The sequence below is a fragment of the Ruegeria sp. I3 genome (assembly GCF_056532525.1).
Map to the genome: position 1 here is coordinate 197,976 of NZ_JBQFNI010000001.1, position 23,941 is coordinate 221,916.

The window sequence follows — 23,941 nt, forward strand, 5'->3', positions numbered from 1 at the left end:
GGTGAAAAAGTAAACTTAAATCGCAGCTTGAGGTCTGACTTTGGGATCAGACAGGGCGGTCCCACCTTGGTGTCGTTGAAGCAAATTGCCCTCCCGTACGTAGAGCGCAATCACGATCATGATGCAGCCTTGCGACCGGCACCTCTAGATCGCGCAGCCCGGGCCGATAATGGCCCGGGCCACCCCCAGTTGCTTTAGCTGGCCAGGCCGCAGGAGGAAGAGTCGCTGTTGTTGGTGGTGTCTGTCTCCGTCACACCATCGGCCGGATTGGCATTGACGGTGATCTTGAAGGGGATCTGCTCGCCACCTTTGACCTCGTCCGGGAATTCGAGCGATAGCGTGGTCTCATCCCCGTTTGGCCCCAGTGCTGGTGTCGGCAGATCGACCACCACGCCGCTCTGGAAGAAATCGACCCGCGTGGTCGAAGGCCCGGCAGCCCCTGCACCAATGTTACGCACAATGATCCTCAACTTGCGCGGCTCCTCACAATACCAAGCCGGGAAGGGTGGCGGGCCGGGAGGGAAGGGCTGCACCGGGATCAGGTCCGGCTTGTCCTCGGGTGGGGGCGGCGGCGGAGGTGGCGGTGGCGGGGGCGGTACCTTTTTGATCAGCCGAGGCACGACCGGTTCGACATCGATGGTTTCCACTTCGCCTTCACCATGGGCAGCGGTGTAGACCGCGACCACGTCCAGCGGTGTTTCGCTGTCGATAAAGACAAACCCTTTCAGGAAACAGCATTCGGCCACCCGCAGGTGTCGTGCCACATCTTCGCAATCGATCTCCATCGATTCCCAGGGACCGAGTTTGTTCTTCGTTCTGGCCGAGACATTACCCGGTTTTTCGTTTGGCAAGGCCGACGACACCCGTTTACGAAAACGCACAGCATCTCCGCTGCCGTTTCCGATGTTGATTGCTGTGTGATAGCGGCCCTGGGACAAAATGCGGCCCTTGGAACAGCCGCAGACGAACTTGACGGCGTAACGATAGGTCATCTTCGTTTCTTCCTCCTCGCAGCAAGGGGTGTCATCTTCGGCGCGGTTCACCTCCATTCGGCGAAGGGCGACGTTGTTGTCACCAAGCGCCAGTCGATCGACAGGCAGACTGCCTGCGATCGTTTCGACATTGCTGCGGTCTTCTGGCGTATCCACGCTGGCAAGAATGTATTCCTCGCACAGGTCCTCGGGGCACCATGGGATCGGGCCGACGATCACTTCGTCGCCACAATGCACTGATTGGCCGATAGGTTCGCCTACGATCAGCGGATCCCAGTCATCCGGCCATGTGGTGCCCTTGCCTTCGGTCGCGCGGGCTAGTGACAAAGTCACTGATTGGGCTGGGTAGTTGCCGCGATTGCCGATCCGGAAATACAGATAATTCTCGACGCAGCGGCGCGGAGTCTCGTGGTCGGTGCCGCCGTCAGGACGGTGCCGATTCCAGATGCCGGGAGCATTGTTGCCCGGTTGGTGCCAAGGGTATTCACCCTGTCGTCCGTCATCAATGAAGACGTCAACATCAGGCGGGGATCCGTTGTAGAGCGCCTGTTTCTCAAAGCCCCAGCGTACCACTTTGTGTGCCCAGCCTCCGGCTGCACCGTCGAATTGAGCGGTGTTCTCGTCTGATTCCTGCAAGGCGCGGGAAAAACCTTCGACTGTGTTGGGCACGATCCCGGCCAAAAGCGGCACCGCCTGCAGGATCAGATAGATCGTGTAGCGGCTGGCATGCAGCCTGTCGTCTAGTTCTGTGGAATCACCTCCGAGAGATCGATAGATTCGGCCCAAAGTAGTGGCATTGATCTCGGTTGACCGATATCCGCCCACGTCCATCGTGCCACCCCAGCCCCAACCCGAGGCGACCGACCGATCCCATCGCCGGGTGATCAGGTTGCTGAAGGGGAAGGTACGGAAACGATCCGGCGCAATACCTTGAGGATCGTAGAGTATTGCCGCCAGCGCGTCACCAAAGCCATGACAAAAGCCGAAATTGGGCCAATTGAGATGATCCCATAGCACCGCGTGCCCGAATTCATGCGCCGATACGCGCGAGTCTGTGGCCATGCCGACTGTGGAGCCATTTGCCGCAAGCGCATAACGAAAGCGTAGCACACCATCGCCTATGGCATTGCCTGGCGCCTGAGCATTCACCGGTCCTGCAATGGGATTGAACCAGCGGTGATCAACATCCACTGGGAAGGTCACCCCGTCGAAATAGCTGGGCAGATCGAAGCCCAAAGACTGGACGAAGCGATACAGGAAATCATGGTTGTAGTACGCACAGACCGCCGCGAAATCGTCGCTGTCGGCGGGATAATCAAAGATCGATGCTGCACCGGCGTTTTCAGTCGGTGGGGCGATGTTTGGTGTGTCGAGATCCCGTACCGCCACCAATTCGCCGCTTAGTTCCACCGGTGCGCCACCGCCCGGTAATATCAACCGTTCCAGCGCCACCAGTTCGCGTTGCGCATCCAAAAGCGCAACCGGGGCCGTCGGATCAAGCTCTGAATCTCCTGAAAGTGATATCGGGTCGTCTGTGAAGACGTAACCCGAAACACACCCCACCAATGGCCGGATGTAAAGCACCGCGCCGGTTTCCCAATCGACCAATGCTCGCCAGTTCAGCTCTCCGTAGTCGGGAATTTTGCAGCCAAAATGCACAAGGCTTACGAAACGCCATTCGCCGTCCTTGATGCCCTTTGGTACACGACCAATCTCTGGCAGCGGGGTTAACTCGGCCCCTTCGATCTCGCCTGGTTCTTTGTGTGGCAGGCGATGTTCTGCGTCGTAGCGATAGACAAAGTCCCGGGTGTCATTAACCTTAAATTTTGTGAACTTGGCCCCTTTCACAGCTTCGCGCAGAACCGTGCCAGCTTGTTTGTCGCGGCCAGCAGGCGGAGTAGGGGCGTTGCTGAGTTCGATATCGGCAGCAACACTTGAGGACGAACCGGTGACCACATTGTCTGGGCCGGCCATGCGCAGTGTCAGACCGCGCTCCCAGACCGGGATGCCGTGATGTGTCTGACGAAATGTGTAGACCAGAAAGGACTGTACTGCCTTGGCTTCTTCCAGCCGTAGCTTGCTGCCCTCCTCGCGATTGTACTTGCCTGAAACACTCTCGCCGAGCCTGTCAAGAAAATCAGGCTTTATCCGGTAAAGCCCCGCCACTTCGGCGGCATAAGCCTGCGCCACATCCAGCGCACTGGTTCCTTTAGAACGCCCTCGAAGAGGGTCGCCATGATGCTGAAGTCCAATGATCGCGCCGTCTGGCGCGCGTTCAAATACCGTTTCGGGCATGTCTGCCTCCGTTCAAAATCAATCTGAAACGCTGGCCCAGAGGCCCCGGATCGCCCGGCCGAACGACAAAAAAAAGAACTTGTTGTAATAAAAAAGAATAACGAAGCGCGATGGCCGGAGAGACCCAGCGGCGATCCTGCCAACAAAGCTATCGTAGCATTTATTGCCGATTCCCGCAAAAATCTGCCAGCTAAGCCGGAAGGCGCGATCACCTTTGTTTTGCTATCGCCGCTCACCCGAGGCTCTCGGTCAATGCGGAGCTGTAGGTGCAGGTATGCAACGGTTAGCGCCTTACAACTGGCATCGAATTTGCAAAGCCATTGCGGATGTAATCACTGTGTTGCTGAAGAAGAGGGTCATCAGACTAGGAAGCCATGAATATCCTCTACGCGGACATTCACATTGATGGCCTAGAATGGTGCGACCGGATTTTCGGGAAATACCGTCCTATCGCACCGCTGCATTGCCTGACCAGTCGTTCGCGACAACGCTTGGCATTTTGGGCGCTATTAGAAATGGTGGCGCGGAATTGCGAGCGCGGCGAGATGAGTTTTCCGCATTCCTGTTGCATAAGCTACATCAGCTTTGTTTGGGCATACCCAAGCAACCATCTTGGGTTGGTGCACAAAGATGGTAACCTGATCTGCAAGACGATTGCAGGAGAAATGCCATGAACAATTCGTCGCAGCTTTGGGGCACCATGTCAGTGCGCGATCATCTTCGACCGAGCGCTTTCGTCGCCGAGTTGGTGCTTTTCGAGACACTGGTGATCCCCCGGCCACCGCAAGGAGCGACCTGGCCTGCAAAATGGAACCCGGTGCGCCAGGACAAGATACTAAGCTGGATTCCCAAAGATCGCTTGATGGAGGTTTCCTGGGACAACGCGCACCACATGGAGTGGAAAAAACGAAAGATCGCTACGGACGCCGAAATGGATGTGGCCGATCTTCAGCAACAGCCCGGATTCGAAGCAGCGCAAAAGGAAGCGGATTTCGATGCGCCTGCGTTTCACCTAACCCGTCGGGTTCTTCAGGATTTTGTGGATGCCAAACGGAACCGGGCACTGATCAAGGGAATACCTCTCACCGAGGTCGCAGTTATCCCGGCCTATGATGGCCCTCAGGCTTTCCTTGATGATACTCCAGAGCAGGAACCTTTGCTGCGCGCGTTTGGTTGGGAATTTCTGGTTCCTCATCACGAAACTGCTGAGGGCAAGACCCGCTCTCATCAAGACCAGATCAAGGCCGCGCTTGATCTTTGCGCGATGCCTGAGGTGCAGGAACACCGCAACGCCTTGCGTGCCTGGACATCGGTCGAAGCTTTGAGAGGAACCAGCAAACAAGAGGCGCGCGAGCGCATGGAGACGCTGGTTAAGGCCTACGCAATGGCTGTTGCAGCCACCAAAATACCAGTCAGATTGAAATGGGGCGCGGGCATCGCTGAATTCATTGGTGCGATCGCAGCTCTGTCCATCAATCCTGCCTTCGCACTGCTCGGACCGGCGATCAAATTGGGCGAAACAGCAGTCGAGCCCCGTGTTGAAAAGGCGGCAGAGATTCCCGATGCTATAAAACCCGCAGGATTAATCCATGCTATGCGAGAAGAGTTCACAAATGCTCAGGTCGCACACCTGAACTTTGACGACGCTCAACGGACCAGGATCGAAGATCACTGGCCCAATGGTTCCCCATATCTGTTCCTTTAGCGGATGATGAGAATCCCATCATCAGCATAAAGGCATACGCATTGGGCGTAATCACTGGTCAGTTGCGATAGCTCGAAACAGAAGAATTGGACTGATTGACCAGTTTGAAATGCGACCAATCAAACGTGATATTACCAATCAAACGTGATATTAAAGACAACGTTCCAAAGCATCGCTGCCAAGGAGAAGAACACCCCAAGCATCAATGATTTCTGCGCGTCGATATGTGTGATTAGCGGAAGTAGTAGGGCAATACTTATAAGCGCAAAGATCTCGAACAACACCGCGTGCACAATCCGACCGGCAAAGCTCATGAAAGTTCTCCTCAATTCATGTCGTTGGGCAAGTAACGGTCTGTTGTTGCGATCCATAAAGCTGATTACCATACTGATGATAGATAGATGGAAAGAGGGTTCTGATGCGCGCGTCATTCGAGCAGTTGGAGGCGTTCGTTACCACCCACAACGAAGAATCCTTTTCCGCCGCAGCCAGAAAAATGCAACAAAGCACAATCGGTGATCAGCACTTTGGTCGCCAATCTGGAGGTCGATCTGGATGTCGAGCTTTTAGATCGCAGCTTAAGATATCCCTCGCTTACCAAAGCAGGAGAGGCGTTGATCTCGCCGGCCGAAATTCTGTTGGAACGGCGCAGCCGTTTTCTAGAGGTTGCAGATGCCTAGTCCATGACATTGGAAAACCGCGTTACCCTCGCCATGGCGCCGCACATCAAACTGGCCAATCTGGGAGAGATCATTCGCAGCTTCAGTGAAGAATTTCCTTCTGTCGATGTGGAGATACGTGCCTTTACTACCGCTGAAATTCAGCAATTGATCGTCGATGGTGTGGTGGATTTGGGGGTTATTCTGGAACCTGAGGGCATCCCCCAGGCACTAGACTTTTGCTCATTGGGCACGCTCAGGCTGGTGTGTGTCAGCCATCCCGAAGGTCCGCTTGCTCAAATGTCGTCAGTCTCTTGGGAAGAATTGCGACTACATCTTCAGATATTATTGAAGGAAGCCGATAATCCCAACAGCGCTATCCTTAAGGCATCGTCGTCTATTTGGCAGGTCAGCACTGAATCGGAAGCCATTGATCTTGTGCAGGCCGGCCTAGGGTGGTCGGCGCTGCCATTGCACGCGGTGGACGTCTTTGTTCAGACCGGAGCGTTAAAAATCCTGCCACTGCAATTCGAGACCAAGAACTACGCCGAACGCTCGGTGGATATGATCTGGTCTTTCGAAAGGCCTATAGGTCGAGCGACGGTAAGGCTTAAGGAGTTGCTCGCTGAAAAGCCGTTATTCAAAATTCCAACGTGGCTTAAGCCTCATTTCGAAGCTCCTCGGCGAATGAGGTAATGGTGTGTTTTGGCGCCCCAAGAATCCCACGGGTTTCTCTGTCCACTTGCTCTTCCCGCAACTGTTGCACAAACGTCAAAACGTGTTCGATGAAAACGGCCTGCTCTTCCGGCAGCCCCATTTCATCAAGAGCATCCATGGGTAACTCAACCACCTCCGCCTCGGGGGCGAAAGAAGCGAGGAATTCTTTGGCCGCTTCGGTATACGTGACGGCCTGTTGATCCTGCACGGCAAATTCCATGTTTTTGGCAGCATCGTTACCGATGGCATTGTGGACGAGTTCTGCAAGATCGCTGGAATTGGTGAACCAGATTGGATGAATGTGATTTCCGATTACGGCCAATTGATTGTCCATCAATAGCTTGGGCAATGAATCCAAAAAGAAGGAGCAAAAGAAAAAAGTATAAGGAATGCCAGATGCTTTGATGGCATTGATCCCGCCCGTGCGTATCGCGTTGGTGCCATAGGCCATGCCCTCGGTCGAAAACTGCGGATACGCGTAGTCGACCCCTGCAATTTGCATGATGTGCTGAACATCGACCTCTTTTGCTGCCGCGATAATGTTGATTACGCCTTCCCGCTCTGTGTGGAATGGTGCGGTGGTGTCCAGAGATTCGGTATTCAGCGTAATGTACAGCGTCTCAGTGCCGTGAAGGGCTGATCTCAGGCTGGCCAAGTCCGACACGTCGCCCTGGATAAGCCGAACCTGCGTGGGAAGCATTGATTTTGCCGCCTCAGGATCACGCACGATGACAGTTACTTCTGCACCTTTCTCAACAAGTTTCGCGGTCACGCGATGCCCCAAATGGCCTGTGGCACCGATGATTGTGATCTTCTTGGTCATAGTGGCATCCCTGTTCTGCCACGCTTCTACAAGTCAGGATGCGATGTGTTTAGTTATGATCTATCTAGATGATAGATACTATTCACAGGGCGATAAGACGAAACCAGCAGCGCCATCGCGTTAGTATCGGTCACTAAACTCTTGAACATCCGTTCCGACCAATGCAGCGCGCCGGAAGTCAAAAGAAAGACCTCGGGAACAACGATCCACTCCCCAATCCAGACGCCACCGGATCGTTCATGCTCATGATGGGTCAGTTCACCTATTTGTCCGGCCCGTTGGCGTCCCAGCCGAGCGACGGCCTCCCCAAATTCCGATGCGCGTTGATTTCGTTTGTGGGCCATCGCTGAAGACGATCCTTTGCCAGGTTCATGAACTTCGGCGAATTCACCGATGTCGGATGATGACAGTTGATTGACGTTGTGGGCGATTTTGCACAGCGTCCCGCAAAGCGAGCCAAGGGCGGTGACGATGTCAGCGATACCGTCACGAGCGTTCTGCCAGTGCGGTTCGACGACGCTCAGACCGAGTGAATGAGCAACATCCTGTTTAATCTGGCGACCAATGCCATTTTCATATCCGCGCAAGTCTCCGACGGGGCCACCAATCTGAACATTCAATCCACGTTTTGCTGCCTCTTGAAGTGCCTCAGACCGCCGACCCAGTTCAGATCTCCAGACTTCAAGCTTCGTCGCAAGGCGAATGGGCACAGCATGCTGACCATTGGTTCTTCCCATCATCATTGTGTCTGGATGGGCGGAAATATGATGAGCGATCGCAGCCATGACATCGCCGAGGGTGCTTTGTATTTGCTCAAGCCCCAGTTTCATCTGCATCGCCAACGCCGTGTCCATCACATCCTGCGTGGTCGTACGATAGTGCACATGGGCCGAGTGTTCTGGCAATAGTTGGCGCAACTGTTTGGCCAGTCCTACGATGGGGCGGCCAACAAACATCATCTCTTTCCGCAATTCCTCATGGTTCAGATCGCAGATCGAAATCTCCTCAATTGCCTCAGCAGCCTCAATCGGGATTAGACCAGCCGCAGCTTGATGCGCCGCAAGAACCTGTTCGACCTTAAGCCAGGCGGATATCGTGGCGTGTTCAGACCAGATCGACCGCATATCGGCGCTGGAAAAACAATCTCGGTAGATACTGTATTCAAGCATCTTCGAGCCCTCCACGAGAGATGCGGCGTTCTTTGACGATACCTCGGATTCGGAACGCGATGGCAGCAAAGCCGACGATGATGAACGCAAGAGCTATGGGGCGTTCGACAAATATCAGTGCGCCGCCTTCGGACATCAGTAGGGATTGGCGAAAGGTTTCCTCGGCACCCTTAGCCAGCACAAAGGAAATTACGAACGCTGCAACGTTGAAGTCGTATTTCCGCATCAGCCAGCCGGCGAACCCCGCTACGGTCATGACGGTTACGTCAAACATCGATCCACGAGCTGAATAGGCCGCTACAAACGCGGTTAGGAAGATCAGTGGATACAGCACATTGGTCGGAATCTTCAGGATCAGGCGGGCAACTTGTGTGGCGCCGAAATAACCGATCAAGCCATAAGCCAGAATACCCAGCATGCCGCATGCAAAAAGTTTGTACACCAGCTCCTTATCCGTCAGGAATAAGGTCGGACCAACCTGAATGCCGTGGATCAGGAAAACGCCCAGCAATATTGCCCCGATGGTCGAACCTGGAATGCCCAGCGTCAGCAATGGAGCCATTGATGGACCGGACACAGCATTATTGGCAGCCTCAGGTGCGGCAACGCCTTCTAGTGCCCCCTTGCCCCACATCTCGGAGTTGTTTGCGTGGCGTTTGCCTTCTCCATAAGAGATGAACGCCGCGATCGCCGATCCCAGGCCGGGCAATACTCCGATGCCTGCGCCGATGAACCCACCACGCAATGCGTGCGGAAGACAGGGTTTGTATTCCGCCCAGGTCAGACTGTTGCCATCCGCTGTGGTTTCATTCTCTTTGGTCTCTCCGGTAGCCTTGCGGCGGGATTCTAGCTGCGCGAATACTTCGCCCAATACAAAAACACCTATCATCAGGGGTACCAAGCCGATGCCATTGGATAGATCGAACGATCCGAATGTATAGCGCTCTTCGCTCGAAATCGGGTCCAGCCCGACCATGGCGATCAGAATGCCCATCAAGGCCGATGCCAGACCCTTGACGATGGAATTGCCAATGACAGAACCGATTACGACAAAAGCGGCAAAGTAGATGGCGAAAGTCTCAGGCGGGCCGAGTTTCAGTGCGACGGCCGCAATGAAACCTACACCGGTGACCAGCAGGACATCCCCCATCAGGTCGCCGATGACGGACGAGATTGTCGCCACTTTCATAGCTTTTCCTGCTTTGCCCGCTCGTGCCAACGGATAGCCATCGATCTGAGTCGCTGCACTGGCCGCTGTTCCGGGTGTGTTGAACAGGATTGCTGCGATCGAGCCGCCGTACCGACCGGACTTGCCGATCACATACAGAAATGCCAACGCAAAGATCGGCGACATATAAAAGGTGATTGGAAGCAACATCGCGATAGCCGCAGAGGCAGTAAGGCCAGGCGTCGCACCAACCACCATCCCAACCGCCGCTGCAAGTACGATGGCAAAGAGCAATGTAGGGTCAGTCACTACCGACAGAAGTGCAGGAAAGATCTCCATGATGTTTTACCCCTGAATCCAGCTGAGAAGGTCGAAAACTTCGCCATATGGCGGGTACACACCCAGCAGGACAAAAAAGATGAGATGGAAGACCAGCGGGCATAGAACGATCGACAAAACCAGTCCGATCCGACTGCGTACGCCGAAAATGTAGAGGACGATCGGCGTCACGATCGCAGTCGGCAGCAGGTAGCCGAACCAGCGGAACGACTGCTGGTACAGCATAGCGATGATAAACAGACCTATGATCTGTAAAGTCGCGCTGCTGTCTTGATCGTCACTTGTGTCACCCGCCGTCTGGCGCGTTGCGCTCAACACCATAACACCGGACAGAGCAAGTAGAGCGAGAGCGGCGGAGAATGGCACAATCCCGGCCCATGTATCGCCCGGAGATGCGGCCGGTACTTGCCAGGCCCCCCAGATTGCAAAGATTGAGATGAGGGCAAGCACCAGACCTTCTGCATAGGCACGCATGTCTTTCCTCCGAGATATCAACATGAACAAGGGGGTCGGGTGACCATTGTTCACCCGACCATGAGGACATTAGTTGGTCAGGCTTTGGACCAAGGGAGTGGCGTCCTCTTTCATTGCGGATAGAGTTGTTTTTGCGTCCGCTCCATTCTGATAGACCGGGCCGGTTCCGCGTGAGGCAAGGAGTTCCGCAAATTCTGGCTTGGCGGCAATTTCTTCCAGCGCGGTCTCCAACGCAGCAATCACTTCTACCGGTGTGCCCTTAGGTGCAAAGACGATCACAGGGGATGATACTGCAGCGAATGGAATGCCCAGCTCACCAAACGAGGGGACATCAGTCATGATGCCATCCCGCTCCTGACTGTTGACGGCCAGTGCCCTCAATTGCTCTTGAAAACCAGCAAGTTGCTGAACGCCAAGGAACCCGAAATCAGCCTGCTCGCCGATCAGGGCAGCCCGGGTCGGCCCGCCGCCTTTGAACGGCACATCCTGGGCGTCAAGCCCGTTACTGGCCAGAAAGCCCAACCCACCGACGTGGTGGAATCCACCACGCCCCGAGTGTGCCCAACGCAGCTCGCCGGGATTGGCCTTGGCCGCGTCAATTAAATCCTGAACGGTCTGATACGGACTGTTGACTGGTACCATAAGCGACGTCTGCAATTGTCCTACCTGAGCGACAAAATCGAAGCTCTCCAATGCATCAATGTCAGTATCTCGGGTCATCGTCGACAAAAGGAACGATCCTCCGGATGTCATCATCAGAGTATACCCGTCGGGCCGTGCGCCAACCACCGCATTGGCCCCATTCAGGCCGCCCGACCCCGGCTTGTTGACCACAACAACGGGCACATCCAGCGTGCCTTCCGCCGCGGCCGAGATGGCGCGGGCATAGGCGTCAGTACCGCCCCCGGCCTTGTAGGGAACAACCAGGTTGATTGGTCGTTTTGGCCAATCCGCTGCAAAGGTTGCGGTGGCAGTCGTGGTGACGGCTATGGCGGCAATAACAGCACCAAGAAGCGTTCTGCGTTTCATGAGTAACCTCCCAAATTCGCTTGGGATCAAATTACGCGAAAACATCAATTGTAAAAAATGCAAATATGTTATCTACTCTTGCAAAAATTGAAAGTATGGATTGATGAACATCAAGGCCCTACGCGCCTTTCGCGCAACATTGTCCGAAGGTTCGCTAGTTGCCGCATCCGAGATTCTGCACCTTAGCCAGCCTGCGATCAGCCGCTTGATTTCGGGGCTCGAGGCCGAACTCAAGCTGACGCTGTTTGACCGCAGCGGCCGCAATCTGTCCCCGACACCCGAAGGGTTGGCGTTCTACCGCGAGGCAGGCCGCATCCTGGACAACCTTGATGAAGTTCCTCGGATCGCTGCCGAAATCCGGGCAGGTCGCACGGAAACTCTGAGGATTGTAACCATGCCCCGAATTGCGCAGTCGCTGTCAGCCCCGGCCGTAGCGCGATTCATGAAGGCCAGCCCCGGCACCAATATCAACCTTGATGTCCGGGCAAGACGTGAAGCGGGGAAATGGTTGGCCGGACGAGAATACGATATCGGTATTGGTGCTTTGCCCGTCGATCATCCAGGCATTGTCACTAAACCTTTGTTGAGAGTGAGAGCACAAGCGGTCTTACCATTGGATCATCCTCTTTCCATCCGAGAAGAAATTACGGCGAGTGATCTCGCGGAAGAAACTATCATACGCTTGATGCACGGTCTGTTGTTGCGCGACCAGTTGGACGATATTTTTCACTCTGCTGGTGTCACACCAAAGCAAACTTGCGAAGTGGCAGCATCTCAACTCGCGTGCTCGCTTGTTGCAGAGGGTGCTGGTGTAACTGTTGCGGACGAGTTGGTCGTCGCCCAAACCAATTCGGACAAACTAGCACTTGTACCGGTGACGCCTGAGCGCTGGATGACGTTTGGCCTGCTTTACCCGATCGTGGATGCGAAGTCCGATGCCTTGCTTTCATTCGAAAAGGAGTTGTTTGGCGTGGTCAACGCGTTGGCTCAACTAAGCCCGACGCTTGAACGTGTTCGATGACCCTGTTTGCCGGATTCCATGTTTCGACAGATTAGGAATTGCGGGAAAGATGTAATGATTGCAGTTTTCTACCCATTATTTCCCATCAGTCAGCTCATTGCTGCCTATCGTGGCGTAAGTAAAACTATGACGTGGTTGATCAAATCAGACATTGCTGCAAGGCGCGATACTGTCCGCAAGAAGACTGCTCACAGCAAACGAAGGACTTTGAAACTTCGGCGGCACCTGACTTCAGCCGCTCATTTCGACCAGAAAATCGATCATAGCGCGGGTCTTTGCGGGCAGGTTGTCGCGGCTGGCATAGATCACATGGACTCCGATAGAAGGCGGGCTGAAATCGGGTAAGATCGCCACCAATGCCCCGGCATCCAGTTCAGCCTGACAGGAAAGCTGAGGCAGACGTGTAATCCCGCGACCAGCAAGGGCCAGCACCTTTTCGGTATGACCATCGTTGCATCGAATACGAGGAGCGATTGGAACCGCGATTGCCTCACCATCTGGTCCTGGGTAGGTCCAGTTTTGGGTGACCCCGTGAAACGAAAAATCAATTAGTTGATGCCCCTTTAGGTCATCGGGGTGGCGGGGCGTGCCGTTTCGTTTCAGATAGGCGGGGGAAGCCACTGTAAGGCCTTGTGTGCAAAAAAGTTCGCGTGCAATCAAATCGGACGGAGGCAAATCACCGATGCGCACCAGCAGATCGATGCCTTCACCGATCATGTCGGCCCGGCGCTCGGATATGTCAATGTTCAGATCAACTTTGGGGTATCGCTGCAGAAATTCGGGCAACCGATCGTTCAGCCATCCATGTGCAAAAACCACAGGAACGCTCATCCGAAGCTCTCCAAAGGGTCTGTCGCCGATGGAATGCAACCTGTTTTGTACGGCGCGGGCGTCATCCACAATCCGGCGGGCGTTTTCATAGTATATGCGCCCGGATTCCGTCAGGCTGATCCGACGCGTGGTCCGATTCAATAACCGGGCGCCAAGCCGGGCCTCAAGCCGTCCGATTTCTTTACTGATATGGCTAGGCGTATGGCCCAGCAGTTTTGCGGCGGCGCTCATGCCTTCCTGTTCCACTACTGTGCAGAACAGAACCATGCCGTCGAACAAATCCTTATTATGATCCATTTGGAATAAATTGCCTTCCAGATTAGCTATTAAGCATCAACACAAGTATAGTTACATTGGTTGCAGTGTAATGAAAGGCCAAACCATGTTGGATATAAGAAACTTCGATCACATTGGCATCCGCATCAGCGACCGCGATACATCAGTCGCCTTCTATGAGTTACTGGGATTCGAGTTGATCGCGGATGGCGGCTATGACCATGGCCATCCGTTGGTGATGCTGCATCCGTCCGGGATCAACATCAACCTGTTAGGCCCCGCTACAGCTAAAGCTGGTGAAAACGTCTTGATGGATGAGGTCGAGAAGTTTCCCGGCATCACGCACCTAGCCGTCAAGGTAAGGGACGCCGAAGCAACCGAGGCCTTTGTTACCGAACGCAGCATAGCCATAACAGGCCGTCGAGAATTTCGCGGTACCAAGACAATTTTCATCCGCGATCCGGATCGTAATGTCCTGGAACTTGTTGGTCCCGGACCATCTGTCGCGCAACTGATCGCCGAGCATGTGCACGGTTGAACCCCCATCATTAATGGAGATGCTCCCATGACCACTTTCATCAAACCGTTCGCCGCAGCCCTGAGCTTGACGATCAGCGCCGTAGCACTCCCAGCAACCGCAGAAATACCTATGATCAAAACAGTGGATGGTGTCGCAACATACCCAGACGGCTATCAAGGCACGCCTGTCCGAGCCGCAGATAATGACCCGTTTCTGTCACCGACCAACTCGGCGCTGATCCTTATCGACTACCAGCCGCCGATTTTGGCTGGGGTTAAGAATATCAACCACGAAGAGCTGATCAACAATACCACGGGTCTGATAAAGACCGCCGTGATTTACGACATCCCGATCATATTCAGCCATGTTGCCGTAGGATTGAACGGCTATGATCCTATGATCGAAGATTTGCGCGAACTGGCCCCGAACGCGGTATTTGTTGACCGGACCAATGTGAACGCTTGGGAAGAGCCTGAATTTGTAGCTGCAGTTGAAGCAACGGGCCGAAAGAAGCTGATAATGGGCGGTCTTTGGACGGATGTATGTCTGGCTTATCCCGCGATTGAGGCCGAGTTGGCCGGATATGACGTCTACGTTCCGGAAGATGCCGTTGGATCGATCACTCAGACCAGCCACGCAAACGGCATGCGCCGCATGATCGAGGCTGGTGTTGAACCTATAACATGGAATGTGGTTCCAGCCGAACTGCAACGCGACCACGCGCGCACCGATAAACTGCAGGCCGTCACTCGCGTTTTTATGGAGCATCTTTTCAAAGTTGATCCGGACTCAACCTGGTAAATTCAACATCTGTCAGGGGCTTCGGTCCCTGACGACGAATTCTGCTTGAAATCAGGCTTTGCCTGTTTGCACTTGAGCAATTTCTAGAAAGCCGGCGTCTGTTACTATGGGGAACCTGATTGGGACAGCTCCCCGCTGCTGATTGCGGTTCAGCAACAACTTGTCCTTCCGGGCGCAAACACCAAAATCGAGAACAGCCCGAACCCACCATTTGCTTGAGGTTGCCATTGTGACGGTTGGGTCCGTCAAATCAGGCATTCGCGACATTGGCAATTTAATGGTCCGAACTCACACCATAGGCAATTTTGCGCACCCTCGGGGCTGTATTCTATATCGGCTGAATGGCGGAAACAGCTGAGCCTTCCACAGTTACTCGATGCATCAGGCGTCGAAATCCGTGATAGTCGTTGATGGCCTTGTGCCATGTCGCTCGGTTGTCCCACATGGTGATGTCTCCAGTCCGCCATCGGACGCGGCATTGGAATTCAGGTTGTTTGCAATGTTCATAGAGCATGGCAAGGATTGCATCGGACTCCTCACGGGAGAGGCCCTCGATATGCGTGGTAAACACCGGGTTCACGAATAATCCGCGACGCCCACTCAAGGGATGCGTGATGACTACTGGGTGGCGTGCGTCTTGAACTGCGTTTTCTGCGTTGCTCAGTCGCCCGCTCGTTGCAGCCTCGCTTTCTTGCGCAGCTGCACCAAAGACGTGCCGCGATGAATGAATGGCTGTAAGCCCATGCAGAAATTGGCGTACCGGCACGGACAGTGCGTCATAGGCTGCGCCCATTGAAACAAAAAGCGTGTCCCCGCCGTATGGCGGCATTTCGATGGCATGGAGAATAGAACCCATGGCGGGTTCTTGATCGTACGAATGGTCGGTATGCCATCCTTCGCCGACCGCTTCTCTTTGATCCTTTTCCTTAAGCACCATGGCGATCTCAGGATGGCCATCGACAGGTCTGAAGAATCGATTGACATTGATCGGACCGAAGCGACGGGCAAATTCCAGGTGATCGTCTGGGCTGACCTGCTGATCTCTGACGACGATCACTGAGTACTTTGCAAACGCGGCGTGAATATCTTCAAACTGGGTACTGTCGCGGATGTCAGCATCCATGATCTCAGCTCCCAAACCGCCTGTCAGTGGTCTTATGTCCATTATTCTGCTCCTTGCTCTAGTGGCGGAAGTATAGGGGTGGCCAATGATCGGAGAAACTGAACTATCTGGACACAGTTTTGTTGGTGCTGCGTAAAACCTGCATCTGAACTAGCTCGATCATTTCGTGTACAGTGCGCTGGTTCAGCATAAGTGCGTTTACGTTGTTCAAACTTAACCTTCGATAACATCGGTCCCCGCATTTCGATCAACCTGCACTACGGATAAGCCTGCCTCTTACTGCAGCGCTAGCACGTTGGTCAGACGAATGCTATTTGCGCGGTCAAATGGATTTTGGCGAGCAAGGATTAGGAAGCTTGCAATTGATGCTCCTTTGCGAAATTTATGGCTGTTTCACTGATCATGGCTGAATGGGTGTGGATCGCTTTGGTGCTGGATCCGGATGATGCCCAGAGGTCTCAAAACTCTGATGTTTCTTATGCAGAAAGGGGTAGGTGATTTGTCGGCAGCGCAAAGGCTCTTTCATGTGCCGTGGTTTTTTGACGGGCTCATTGGGCTTTGAACGGTTTTAAGCTTTCTTGAAACTGTTCGATGAATTCGAGTGTCACCAGTGACGGTTGTTTCAATATTGGGCGCACAAGCGATAGTGTATGTGGAAGCAATGGCTTGAACGGCCTATAGCTCAATCCACGCGTTGAATACTGGATGGCGTCCAACTCGCTTACCACGGAAACTCCGACACCTTTTAGTGCCAACTCACAAGCTGCGGTGAACTGCCTGACTTCGATGTGGGAATTCAACTCTACGTTGGCGCTCTGAAACGCTTTGGAAAGCCGCCCAAAAAAGTCGCTGTCGCGTCGTGTATGGATAATTTTAGCATCTTTAATATCCGCTGGTGTCACCTCAGCGAGGCTTTCCAATTCATGCCCGGTGGGAAACACGCAAACTGTGCGGACATTGATGTTTCTGCTTTCAACGGCCGGGTGACCGTTAAAGCTGTCCGTGATCCCGAAATCATACTGCTCACCTATCATCCACTCGAGAATCCGTTCCGGTCGATCTGGTTCAATCGTCAGGGTGACGCCGGGCCGATCCTGCAAAAACTTGGCCACGACATCGGGAAGATGACTTGTGGCGAACCCCGGTAAGCAAGCGACGCGGATGTGACCCGCTTTGCGCTGTGTGATGTCCTGACTGACATCCGAGATTTGCTTCATCAATTCCAGAACGCGCTCTACGCTGGGTTGCAGATATCGTACCTCCTGCGAGGGCACCAAGCGACCTTCGCGGCGATCAAAAAGCTGAAAGCCAAGTGATTTTTCCAAATCAGAAAGCAGTCTACTGACTGCGGGCTGACTTATCCCAAGATCCGTTGCCGCAGCAGTGACCGACCCATTGGTGGAAACGGCCATGAGCGCTTCCAATTGCCGGATCCGCAAAGTTTGACTCATATTTTGAACCTGGTTCGTTGTTTCCCTGGTTGGTTTATAATGTAATGTTATGTTTTTCTCAAAAATTAAATGCTTGAATTATAAAATTGTAACGTTAACGTCGTGAAATCGTCATGTGTGCTGATTACGCGTTGCGGTCGGTATTCAACGAAGCATCAACCCCTGATGCATGGGAGGAATCATGAAAAAGAATTTTCTAGGCGCTCTCGCCTTAACAACTGCTCTGTCGCCGGTGGCGGCTATGGCGCAAACCGAAATTCAGTTCTGGCATGCCTTCACCGGTCGACTAGGCGATCTTGTGAAGGCTCAGGTTGAAGAGTTCAATGCCAGCCAAGATGAGTTCACTGTAGTAGAAAGCCATAAAGGCAACTATTCGGAAACCTTGAATGCGGGTATTGCTGCTTTCCGAGCAGGTGAACAACCACATATCCTGATGGTTTTCGAAGTAGGCACGGCAACGATGATGTCGGCCGAAGGGGCTATCAAACCCGTGTATGAAGTGATGGCTGAAAGCGGTGCATCATTCGATCCTGATGCCTACATTGGTGCCGTCAAAGGCTATTATACGACCACTGACGGGGACATGCTGTCGCTGCCCTTCAACTCGTCCACACCCGTTCTCTGGGTCAATCGCGATGCTATGGAAGCGGCGGGTGTTGACCCTGACACGGATTTGTCGACCTGGGAAAAGGTTGGTGACGTTCTTGACCAGCTTAAGGCTGGGGGTGAAGACTGTCCGCTGGTCACTGCTTGGCAAAGCTGGATCCACCTTGAGAACCTTTCGGCCTATCACGACGTCCCATTCGCATCGAAGGACAATGGATTTGCCGGTCTTGATACCGAGCTGATGTTGAACGGACCGACGCAGGTGGCACACCTGACCGCGATGGGTGACTGGGCCAAAGATGGCAAATTCATCTATACCGGCCGCAGAAACGAAGGTGGCGCGAACTTCCGGGCAGGTGAATGCGCGCTATTCACCGAAAGTTCGGCAGGTTATGCCGGTATTAGCTCTGAGGCTGAGTTCGAATTCGACGTGCGCCCATTGCCCTATTGGGAGGCGGCCGTAAGCGAGCCGCAAAACACCATTATTGGTGGCGCTTCGCTTTGGGTGATGGAGGGTCACGATCCTGAAGAATACAAAGGTGTCGGTGAATTCCTGAGCTTCCTGTCATCTTCGGACGTTCAGGCGAACTGGCACCAGAACACAGGGTATCTTCCAATCACCGCCGAAGCTGGCGTCGCGACCCGAAATGCTGGTTTCTATGAAGAAAACCCAGGTACTGACATTGCTGTCATACAGATGACCGCCAAAGAGCCGACTGCGAATTCGAAGGGTCTGCGTCTGGGGTCGTTTGACCAGATCCGCGGCATCATCGACGAAGAGCTCGAGGCCGTCTGGTCCGGTGAAAAGACCGCTCAGGAAGCAATGGACAGTGCGAAAGAACGCGGCGATGCCCTGCTGCGCCGGTTCGAGTCTGCCAATCAATAAGTCCTAATTTGATGCGGGCCTGTTTCGGGCCCGCATCTTCTTTATTCGGTGGTTTATCGGGATGGAAAAACGCGTCACCTTTCGCGGCTGGCTTCTGCCATTGGCGCTGATCGCCCCGCAGGTCATCATCTCCGCTGTCTTCTTCTTCTATCCGGCCGGGCAGGCGGTGTGGCAGTCCCTGTTCATTCCTGACCCATTTGGGCTGTCGTCCCAATTTGTTGGATTGGGTAACTTTGAATTCCTGCTGAGCGATAAATTCTACCGTGCTTCTTTCGTGACGACGGCGGTGTTTTCGACGCTCGTCACTCTGTGTTCAATGATCCCAGCGTTGTTTCTGGCGGTCATAGCGGACCGCCTGATCAAAGGATCGGGTGTTTACCGGACGCTGCTGATCTGGCCCTACGCCGTTGCCCCCGCTGTTGCAGGCGTGCTGTGGCTGTTCATGTTCAACACGCGTGTTGGTGTCGTGTCGTGGTACCTCGGCCAGCTTGGTTATGACTGGAACCACGTTCTGAACGGCACCGAGGCCATGGGCCTGGTGGTTGTAGCCTCAGCCTGGGGGCGTATCAGCTATAACTTCTTGTTCTTCTTCGCAGCGCTGCAGTCGGTCCCAAGATCGGTGATCGAGGCTGCGGCAATTGACGGCGCGCGCTTCTGGCGCCGGTTCTTCACAATCGTGCTGCCGCTTTTGTCGCCAACCGCGTTCTTCCTGTTAGTGGTGAATGTTGTCTATGCATTCTTTGAGACCTTTGGCGTCATCCACACGATCACTGGCGGTGGCCCACAGCAGGCGACGACCATTCTAGTCTACAAAGTCTTCTCGGATGGGTTCGTTGGACAAGATCTCGGTTCGTCCTCCGCTCAGTCCGTCATCCTGCTTATTGTCGTTGGTCTGCTGACCGTCATCCAATTCAAATACGTGGAAAAAAGGGTGCACTACTGATGGCAGCCCAACAACACGGAATGGTCGAAAAACGTGGCATGGGGATCTGGTTGACCCATGCCATGATGATCCTTGGCGTCTTAATCATCTTTTTCCCGATCTGGCTGGCGTTCGTGGCATCGACTGTGACCCAGCCGGAAATCGTGTCGCCGCCCATGCCCATTCTTCCCGGCGATCAATTCTGGGAAAACTATAAGGCCGCGCTGTTTTCCGGCGTGAACGTCCCGGTCGCCACAATGTTGTTCAACAGTCTCGTGATGGCCATCGGAATCGCAGTGGGCAAGATCATAATTTCGCTGCTGTCAGCTTTTGCGATCGTCTATTTCCGTTTTCCCGGGCGAACGACGTTCTTTTGGCTGATCTTCCTAACGCTGATGCTTCCGGTCGAAGTTCGTATTGTGCCGACGTTCGAAGTTGTCGCCGGGTTCGGCATGCTCAACAGCTACTATGGGCTGATCTTCCCCTTAATCGCCTCGGCCACGGCAACGTTCCTGTTCCGGCAGTTCTTTCTGACGATCCCGGATGAACTGGCCGAAGCTGCACGCGTCGATGGTGCCCGCCCGATGCGGTTCTTCATTGATATCGTGGTCCCCATGAGCCGAACGAATATCGCGGCGCTGTTCGTGATCCTTTTTATCTACGGGTGGAATCAATATCTCTGGCCGCTGCTCATCACTACCGATCCTGAAATGAACACCATCGTGATGGGTATCAAACAGATGTTCCCATCCGGCGACGACGTGGCGGAATGGCCGGTCATCATGGCCACTTCGATTTTGGCAATGATCCCGCCGGTCATCGTGGTGGTGTCTATGCAAAAGCTCTTTGTCCGCGGCCTTGTCGATAGCGAGAAATAAAAAATGGCAACAGTAAACTTAGAGAATGTCAAAAAGAGCTTTGGCCCGACGGACGTTATCCATGGCATCGACATAGATATTGCGGACGGTGAATTCATCGTGATTGTTGGCCCTTCGGGCTGCGGAAAATCCACGCTTTTGCGAATGGTTGCGGGCCTTGAAACCGTAACGTCCGGTGAAATCCGGATTGGAGAAGAACGAGCCAACGACAAAGAGCCTATGGATCGCGATATCGCGATGGTGTTCCAGAATTATGCGCTCTACCCACATATGTCGGTGCGCCAGAACATGGGGTATGGGCTGAAAATCGCGGGGCTTCCAAAGAACCAGATTGACCAGAAGGTGACCGAGGCCGCCAAACTGTTGCAGCTGGAAGCTTTGTTGGACCGCAAACCCCGGCAGCTTTCAGGCGGTCAACGCCAAAGGGTGGCAATGGGGCGGGCAATTGTTCGCGAGCCAGCGGTTTTCCTGTTTGATGAACCACTCTCAAATCTTGATGCCAAGCTGCGTGTTCAGATGCGTTTAGAAATCCGCGAGCTTCAGGAAAAGCTTGGAATTACATCGCTTTACGTGACTCACGATCAGGTCGAAGCGATGACGATGGCAGACAGGATGATCGTGATGAACGGAGGCATCGCTGAGCAGATTGGGACGCCATTGGAGGTATATGAAACACCAGGAACCCTTTTCGCGGCTCAGTTTATTGGTAGCCCTGCAATGAATATCTTTGATGCTCAGCGTGAAAACGGAACGGTTAAGATAGGGGGCTTAGAGATTGGCCCATCCACGGGGCCTGATACCCCACTAAAGCTTGGAATCCGACCAGAGCATCTGTTTCTGGACAACAATGGTCCGTTGGAAGCCGCTATTCAGATGGCGGAACCGCTAGGCGCAAACACCTTGTTGCATGGCCAGCTCACGGATGCAGGCGACGCGATTACGATAAGTCTTCCGGGTGTCCACCCAATCGAAGGCCGGCATCCGAGCATGCGGTTCTCAGTTGCCTCAGAGCACATGCATCTGTTTGACCATTCATCCGGCAAGAGGTTGGAAGGCTGATGGTCTTTCCACAGGTTGAAGCCTTTCGTGGTGGCAAAAACCTGATCCGGGTTGTGGGGCATCGAGGTGCGCGGGGTGTGCTGCCCGAAAACAGTATGATTGGCTTTGACTTTTTGCTCTCTATCGGCGTCCCGCTGCTTGAGTTTGATGTTGTCATGACGGCCGATGACGTACCGGTCATAACCCACAACCATCGGCTGCACGCTCCTAGCTTTCGTGACGCAAATGGCCTGTTTCTGACCGGAGAAGAGCCGAAGGTCTCGTCATTGACGTTCGAGCAAATCCAGCAATTTGACATCGGGCGGTTGGATGGTCATTCGGCTTATGGCCAACGGTTTCCGGACCAGGCTCAACTGGATGGCATCCGTGTTCCAAAGTTGCAGGATTTGCTGGATTTGGTTGATGATCCAAAATACGGCGATGCCAATTTGATGCTCGAACTGAAGTCGGATCCGGATTTGGCTCACGATGCGCTTTATAGGAAGAAATTTGTCGGGCGGGTTCTTCAAGAAGTACGTGACAAAGGATTGTCTTCGCGCGCGGTGCTCCACAGTTTTGATTGGAACCTGTTGGAGGAGTGTCAGCGGCAGGCTCCTGACATGCCGTCTTCCTACCTGACGCAGCTTCCGGAAAACGCGGCGGATGTTGGTGAGGATTCCTCGAAAGCGGTTTGCCCTGACTTTCGTGGTCGTCGTGATGAAATTCCAAATTTGGTCAAGCAAGCTGGCGGTTCGCTTTGGTGCCCATACTACACGGATGTAACGGCTGAAAATGTGGCGCGCGCAAAAGAACTGGGCCTATGTGTTGCCGTGTGGACGGTCAATTCGCACGAAGAAATAGGCAGAATGATCGACCTGCGCGTGGATGCAATTGTATCTGATTATCCTGGGCGGGTTCAAAGGCATCTGTCGGATTTGGGCATGAGGTGGAGTGTCGATTGCCGGTGAGCACCGCGCCACAAAAGCTGACGCCGTTCATGTTCTTTTCAGTTGCAGTTGGGAAGGATCAGACACATCAACTAGCCTAAATTTGCAAAAGAACCATCGTCTAAAGTACTGTGCAATTGTCAGGTAGCCGCATTGGATCATGCCGAAAGGCTGGCCAATGGATGCGATTAAGATCCGTGTGCAGCAGAAATTGCTTCGCTTGGAGAGGTCGGCGTGAACAGTGTGTTACACTAACAAAAAACATACCGAGAAAAAACAAAGCTATCCGTGAAGTGGCGCATTCAATTAGAGGGGCGCAGTTTGTGAAAACTCAGTGTCGTAGTGAATTTGCGGTGAATGAGCCGATATCCCCCGCTTCATCGAGATAATAATTTGGACCTGCAACCAACGGAAAACCGGATACTCGGGACAAATGCTCAATCAACGAAGCTTTAGTGCTCAATGTAGGCTGAATGTCCGTCTTGCAACCTGATGAAGCCGTCTTGAGGTTCGTTCAATTCAAATACCTCTTGTGCGGATAGGCCCAGGAATATTCCTCGAAACACGCGGGATGTTAGTCCGTGGCCAACAATTATTACTGTTCCTTCGAACGAGCTGCTCGAATACCATGAGGAAACACGATTGTGCACGTCAGCATAGGACTCTCCACCCGGGGGTGGATAATTCCAGCGATCAGAGCATCGCGCTTCCCATTCCTTGGGAAACTGTCGAGTGATCTCTTTTTCAGTCAATCCTTCCCATTGCCCGAAACTGCATTCCACCAAACTGGTCTCGTACTCGATGATTTCTGGCGGCAGACCTAGTTCCTTGATCACGATTGATGCTGTCTGTGCAGCTCGGCCAAGCGGGCTCGAAAATATTGTCAGCGAATGATCGAAAGAAAGGCGGCTTCGTAGTTTACTTGCGTTTGCCAATGCTTGACGAATGCCTCGTTCGGTCAGGGGCGAGTCCCGACGTCCTTGCCTCCGTTTTTGGGAGTTCCATTCGGTCTCGCCGTGACGAAGCAAATAGAAGGTTGGGCTGATGTTCTGGTCTCGCACTTGTTGACTACTTTATTCATCGACGCAAAGCGAAGTAATTCTGATTTTTAGTTTAAGCAGTATCTCGTCTAAGCGGGCAACTATTGTCGAAAAAAGCAACCAATCCTCTGGTTGACACAATTGATAACACGAATGAAGGGCCGCTACACGACCTGTGCGTTAAATGAGGCGTCGCTCATTTTGATCCTTTAAGGGCTCTCCGCCGACTTG

The 23,941-nt window shown here is 53.6% G+C and carries 21 protein-coding genes and 1 pseudogene; 11 read left to right on the forward strand and 11 right to left on the reverse strand.

The genetic code is table 11. The features are described 5' to 3' along the window. Nucleotides 1-194 precede the first annotated feature (194 nt). Nucleotides 195-3,287, reverse strand: a complete 3,093-nt coding sequence (locus tag ACR0L9_RS01060; protein ID WP_480894419.1) for a hypothetical protein — start codon at nt 3,285-3,287, stop codon at nt 195-197. A gap of 670 nt (nt 3,288-3,957) precedes the next feature. Here ACR0L9_RS01060 and ACR0L9_RS01065 point away from each other — a divergent pair. After that, entirely contained in the window at nt 3,958-4,992 is a 1,035-nt protein-coding gene (locus tag ACR0L9_RS01065) for a hypothetical protein (RefSeq protein ID WP_170818918.1), read from the forward strand. Between the two features lie 131 nt (nt 4,993-5,123). Here ACR0L9_RS01065 and ACR0L9_RS01070 read toward each other — a convergent pair whose 3' ends face one another. Then, nucleotides 5,124-5,306 (reverse strand): PACE efflux transporter, encoded by a 183-nt coding sequence (locus tag ACR0L9_RS01070; protein ID WP_170818917.1) that lies wholly within the window; start codon nt 5,304-5,306, stop codon nt 5,124-5,126. 189 nt (nt 5,307-5,495) lie between these two features. On the opposite strand from ACR0L9_RS01070, the pseudogene ACR0L9_RS01075 reads away from it, so the two are divergent. Together ACR0L9_RS01075 and ACR0L9_RS01080 are read left to right on the forward strand one after the other, a co-directional pair. Then, nucleotides 5,496-5,672 (forward strand): annotated as a pseudogene (locus ACR0L9_RS01075) (LysR family transcriptional regulator); the annotation flags it as partial. 3 nt (nt 5,673-5,675) lie between these two features. Then, on the forward strand, nt 5,676-6,347 hold the full coding sequence (locus ACR0L9_RS01080; protein ID WP_480894421.1) for a substrate-binding domain-containing protein: 672 nt from the start codon (nt 5,676-5,678) through the stop codon (nt 6,345-6,347). On the opposite strand, the gene ACR0L9_RS01085 is transcribed toward ACR0L9_RS01080, so the two are convergent. The 5 genes from ACR0L9_RS01085 to ACR0L9_RS01105 all read right to left on the reverse strand — a co-directional run bounded on the left by ACR0L9_RS01085 (nt 6,310) and on the right by ACR0L9_RS01105 (nt 11,370). Beyond that, entirely contained in the window at nt 6,310-7,191 is an 882-nt protein-coding gene (locus ACR0L9_RS01085; protein WP_480894423.1) for an SDR family oxidoreductase, read from the reverse strand. The two genes, ACR0L9_RS01080 and ACR0L9_RS01085, sit on opposite strands and share 38 nt — an antisense overlap. A gap of 53 nt (nt 7,192-7,244) precedes the next feature. Then, the gene (locus tag ACR0L9_RS01090) at nt 7,245-8,360 is read right to left on the reverse strand and encodes a lyase family protein (protein WP_170392723.1); all 1,116 of its coding nucleotides are present in this window, start codon (nt 8,358-8,360) and stop codon (nt 7,245-7,247) included. Continuing rightward, nucleotides 8,353-9,867: a tripartite tricarboxylate transporter permease gene (locus ACR0L9_RS01095; RefSeq protein WP_480894425.1), complete on the reverse strand. Its 1,515-nt coding sequence runs from the start codon at nt 9,865-9,867 to the stop codon at nt 8,353-8,355. The genes ACR0L9_RS01090 and ACR0L9_RS01095 overlap by 8 nt, the downstream gene beginning before the upstream one ends. A gap of 6 nt (nt 9,868-9,873) precedes the next feature. Beyond that, on the reverse strand, nt 9,874-10,341 hold the full coding sequence (locus tag ACR0L9_RS01100; RefSeq protein WP_170818912.1) for a tripartite tricarboxylate transporter TctB family protein: 468 nt from the start codon (nt 10,339-10,341) through the stop codon (nt 9,874-9,876). A gap of 69 nt (nt 10,342-10,410) precedes the next feature. Continuing rightward, nucleotides 10,411-11,370, reverse strand: a complete 960-nt coding sequence (locus ACR0L9_RS01105; protein ID WP_170565251.1) for a tripartite tricarboxylate transporter substrate binding protein — start codon at nt 11,368-11,370, stop codon at nt 10,411-10,413. Between the two features lie 103 nt (nt 11,371-11,473). Between ACR0L9_RS01105 and ACR0L9_RS01110 the strand changes: the two genes are divergently transcribed. After that, the gene (locus ACR0L9_RS01110) at nt 11,474-12,391 is read left to right on the forward strand and encodes a LysR family transcriptional regulator (protein WP_480894427.1); all 918 of its coding nucleotides are present in this window, start codon (nt 11,474-11,476) and stop codon (nt 12,389-12,391) included. A gap of 231 nt (nt 12,392-12,622) precedes the next feature. On the opposite strand, the gene ACR0L9_RS01115 is transcribed toward ACR0L9_RS01110, so the two are convergent. Further along, on the reverse strand, nt 12,623-13,519 hold the full coding sequence (locus ACR0L9_RS01115) for a LysR family transcriptional regulator (protein WP_480894428.1): 897 nt from the start codon (nt 13,517-13,519) through the stop codon (nt 12,623-12,625). Between the two features lie 70 nt (nt 13,520-13,589). Between ACR0L9_RS01115 and ACR0L9_RS01120 the strand changes: the two genes are divergently transcribed. Together ACR0L9_RS01120 and ACR0L9_RS01125 are read left to right on the forward strand one after the other, a co-directional pair. Next, the gene (locus ACR0L9_RS01120; RefSeq protein WP_170425024.1) at nt 13,590-14,036 is read left to right on the forward strand and encodes a VOC family protein; all 447 of its coding nucleotides are present in this window, start codon (nt 13,590-13,592) and stop codon (nt 14,034-14,036) included. A 27-nt stretch (nt 14,037-14,063) separates the two neighbouring features. Next, a complete protein-coding gene (locus ACR0L9_RS01125; protein WP_170597516.1) occupies nt 14,064-14,819 on the forward strand; it encodes an isochorismatase family protein in 756 nt (251 codons plus the stop codon). 328 nt (nt 14,820-15,147) lie between these two features. Here ACR0L9_RS01125 and ACR0L9_RS01130 read toward each other — a convergent pair whose 3' ends face one another. Then, nucleotides 15,148-15,984 carry a TauD/TfdA family dioxygenase gene (locus ACR0L9_RS01130; RefSeq protein WP_170392715.1) on the reverse strand — a complete coding sequence of 279 codons (837 nt, stop codon included), beginning with the start codon at nt 15,982-15,984 and terminating at the stop codon, nt 15,148-15,150. A 506-nt stretch (nt 15,985-16,490) separates the two neighbouring features. Continuing rightward, nucleotides 16,491-17,393 carry a LysR substrate-binding domain-containing protein gene (locus ACR0L9_RS01135; protein ID WP_223116970.1) on the reverse strand — a complete coding sequence of 301 codons (903 nt, stop codon included), beginning with the start codon at nt 17,391-17,393 and terminating at the stop codon, nt 16,491-16,493. A 181-nt stretch (nt 17,394-17,574) separates the two neighbouring features. Between ACR0L9_RS01135 and ugpB the strand changes: the two genes are divergently transcribed. From ugpB to ACR0L9_RS01160, 5 genes are all read left to right on the forward strand, one after another. After that, nucleotides 17,575-18,885 carry a sn-glycerol-3-phosphate ABC transporter substrate-binding protein UgpB gene (gene ugpB, locus ACR0L9_RS01140; RefSeq protein WP_170513071.1) on the forward strand — a complete coding sequence of 437 codons (1,311 nt, stop codon included), beginning with the start codon at nt 17,575-17,577 and terminating at the stop codon, nt 18,883-18,885. A gap of 61 nt (nt 18,886-18,946) precedes the next feature. After that, complete coding sequence (gene ugpA, locus ACR0L9_RS01145) at nt 18,947-19,828, forward strand: sn-glycerol-3-phosphate ABC transporter permease UgpA (RefSeq protein ID WP_155150415.1); 882 nt, start codon at nt 18,947-18,949, stop codon at nt 19,826-19,828. Between the two features lie 20 nt (nt 19,829-19,848). Continuing rightward, nucleotides 19,849-20,685 carry a sn-glycerol-3-phosphate ABC transporter permease UgpE gene (gene ugpE / locus ACR0L9_RS01150; protein WP_170392936.1) on the forward strand — a complete coding sequence of 279 codons (837 nt, stop codon included), beginning with the start codon at nt 19,849-19,851 and terminating at the stop codon, nt 20,683-20,685. A 3-nt stretch (nt 20,686-20,688) separates the two neighbouring features. Further along, nucleotides 20,689-21,744, forward strand: coding sequence for a sn-glycerol-3-phosphate ABC transporter ATP-binding protein UgpC (ugpC, locus tag ACR0L9_RS01155; protein WP_480752231.1), 1,056 nt, complete (start codon nt 20,689-20,691; stop codon nt 21,742-21,744). Beyond that, nucleotides 21,744-22,691, forward strand: a complete 948-nt coding sequence (locus ACR0L9_RS01160; RefSeq protein ID WP_480894431.1) for a glycerophosphodiester phosphodiesterase family protein — start codon at nt 21,744-21,746, stop codon at nt 22,689-22,691. Before ugpC ends, ACR0L9_RS01160 begins: the two co-directional genes overlap by 1 nt. A 431-nt stretch (nt 22,692-23,122) precedes the next feature. On the opposite strand, the gene ACR0L9_RS01165 is transcribed toward ACR0L9_RS01160, so the two are convergent. Beyond that, nucleotides 23,123-23,731 (reverse strand): histidine phosphatase family protein, encoded by a 609-nt coding sequence (locus ACR0L9_RS01165; RefSeq protein WP_480615589.1) that lies wholly within the window; start codon nt 23,729-23,731, stop codon nt 23,123-23,125. Between the last annotated feature and the right edge of the window lie 210 nt (nt 23,732-23,941).

Coding starts and splice junctions, on each gene's coding strand:
- ACR0L9_RS01095 (WP_480894425.1), bottom strand. CDS start 9,867: ATGGAGATCTTTCCTGCACTTCTGTCGGTAGTGACTGACCCTACATTG.
- ACR0L9_RS01080 (WP_480894421.1), top strand. CDS start 5,676: ATGACATTGGAAAACCGCGTTACCCTCGCCATGGCGCCGCACATCAAA.
- ugpB (WP_170513071.1), top strand. CDS start 17,575: ATGAAAAAGAATTTTCTAGGCGCTCTCGCCTTAACAACTGCTCTGTCG.
- ACR0L9_RS01065 (WP_170818918.1), top strand. CDS start 3,958: ATGAACAATTCGTCGCAGCTTTGGGGCACCATGTCAGTGCGCGATCAT.
- ACR0L9_RS01125 (WP_170597516.1), top strand. CDS start 14,064: ATGACCACTTTCATCAAACCGTTCGCCGCAGCCCTGAGCTTGACGATC.
- ACR0L9_RS01085 (WP_480894423.1), bottom strand. CDS start 7,191: ATGACCAAGAAGATCACAATCATCGGTGCCACAGGCCATTTGGGGCAT.
- ACR0L9_RS01070 (WP_170818917.1), bottom strand. CDS start 5,306: ATGAGCTTTGCCGGTCGGATTGTGCACGCGGTGTTGTTCGAGATCTTT.
- ACR0L9_RS01115 (WP_480894428.1), bottom strand. CDS start 13,519: ATGGATCATAATAAGGATTTGTTCGACGGCATGGTTCTGTTCTGCACA.
- ACR0L9_RS01100 (WP_170818912.1), bottom strand. CDS start 10,341: ATGCGTGCCTATGCAGAAGGTCTGGTGCTTGCCCTCATCTCAATCTTT.
- ACR0L9_RS01060 (WP_480894419.1), bottom strand. CDS start 3,287: ATGCCCGAAACGGTATTTGAACGCGCGCCAGACGGCGCGATCATTGGA.
- ACR0L9_RS01090 (WP_170392723.1), bottom strand. CDS start 8,360: ATGCTTGAATACAGTATCTACCGAGATTGTTTTTCCAGCGCCGATATG.
- ugpA (WP_155150415.1), top strand. CDS start 18,947: ATGGAAAAACGCGTCACCTTTCGCGGCTGGCTTCTGCCATTGGCGCTG.
- ACR0L9_RS01110 (WP_480894427.1), top strand. CDS start 11,474: ATGAACATCAAGGCCCTACGCGCCTTTCGCGCAACATTGTCCGAAGGT.
- ugpE (WP_170392936.1), top strand. CDS start 19,849: ATGGTCGAAAAACGTGGCATGGGGATCTGGTTGACCCATGCCATGATG.
- ugpC (WP_480752231.1), top strand. CDS start 20,689: ATGGCAACAGTAAACTTAGAGAATGTCAAAAAGAGCTTTGGCCCGACG.
- ACR0L9_RS01160 (WP_480894431.1), top strand. CDS start 21,744: ATGGTCTTTCCACAGGTTGAAGCCTTTCGTGGTGGCAAAAACCTGATC.
- ACR0L9_RS01120 (WP_170425024.1), top strand. CDS start 13,590: ATGAAAGGCCAAACCATGTTGGATATAAGAAACTTCGATCACATTGGC.
- ACR0L9_RS01130 (WP_170392715.1), bottom strand. CDS start 15,984: ATGGACATAAGACCACTGACAGGCGGTTTGGGAGCTGAGATCATGGAT.
- ACR0L9_RS01135 (WP_223116970.1), bottom strand. CDS start 17,393: ATGAGTCAAACTTTGCGGATCCGGCAATTGGAAGCGCTCATGGCCGTT.
- ACR0L9_RS01105 (WP_170565251.1), bottom strand. CDS start 11,370: ATGAAACGCAGAACGCTTCTTGGTGCTGTTATTGCCGCCATAGCCGTC.